The organism is Citrobacter sp. Ce104 (assembly GCF_030334595.1).
Classification (GTDB): Bacteria; Pseudomonadota; Gammaproteobacteria; order Enterobacterales; family Enterobacteriaceae; genus Citrobacter; species Citrobacter europaeus.
Genome location: NZ_JAOWDP010000027.1, coordinates 1 through 698 on the forward strand (window position 1 = coordinate 1; position 698 = coordinate 698).

1 protein-coding gene is annotated in these 698 nt (G+C 43.4%); it reads right to left on the reverse strand.

The window, feature by feature from the left end; translation table 11 throughout:
• Window positions 1–530 (reverse strand): DUF6708 domain-containing protein (locus OGW16_RS02005; protein WP_353655678.1); only part of this gene is annotated, 530 nt, incomplete at its 3' end.
• Between the last annotated feature and the right edge of the window lie 168 nt (window positions 531–698).

Consider the following 698-nt stretch of genomic DNA (forward strand, 5'->3'; position numbering starts at 1 on the left):
ACCGGCCAGTCTATCCACGGATTCCAGCTGCTGCGGTGATGTTCGTAAATATAGACTTTCTGCCGCTTACGGTTTAGGCGCACGGGCGTACCGCGCGGAGAATTACAGAACATTTTTATAACAAATAAAAACAAAGAGAATAGAATGAAATCAAAAAATAACAAAGGCATTATTTCAAAAAACGAAAAATACAATAGAGAAGATGAAAAAAATATAAAAATGACGATTATCATAAATGCCAATCCAATTCCCCAATCCCATGAGATCTGATTCTCATAACGGGGAATTTCCAGCCAGATATCATTCTTTTCATTCAGCCAGATAGCATTGGGTTCAACATCATGCTCCAGCCACTGAACCGGCAGATCCTCCTGCCATCTTTTCGCCTGCGGGATCAGTACGGAACGGCGATAAAAAGGATTTTTGGGGCGTTGCGTGTCAACGTTTGCTGTATGCTGTTCCTTTTTTTTATTGTCAGAGGCGGACAGTGATGCGCGACGTTTTACTTTATTGCCTGGTTTTTTAGCCATAATATTCATTCATCCTTTTTATTAAGCGTTAATGAAAGCGCATCCTCACCGTTATATTTATTTTTCCAGTCGCTTACGGTGCCGTCCTTGATTCAGCGTCAAGCGCTTCCGGCCAGTGGATATGGCCCCACTGCTGCGGGTGTTCTGCAAAACGCGCCGTCTCAGGCA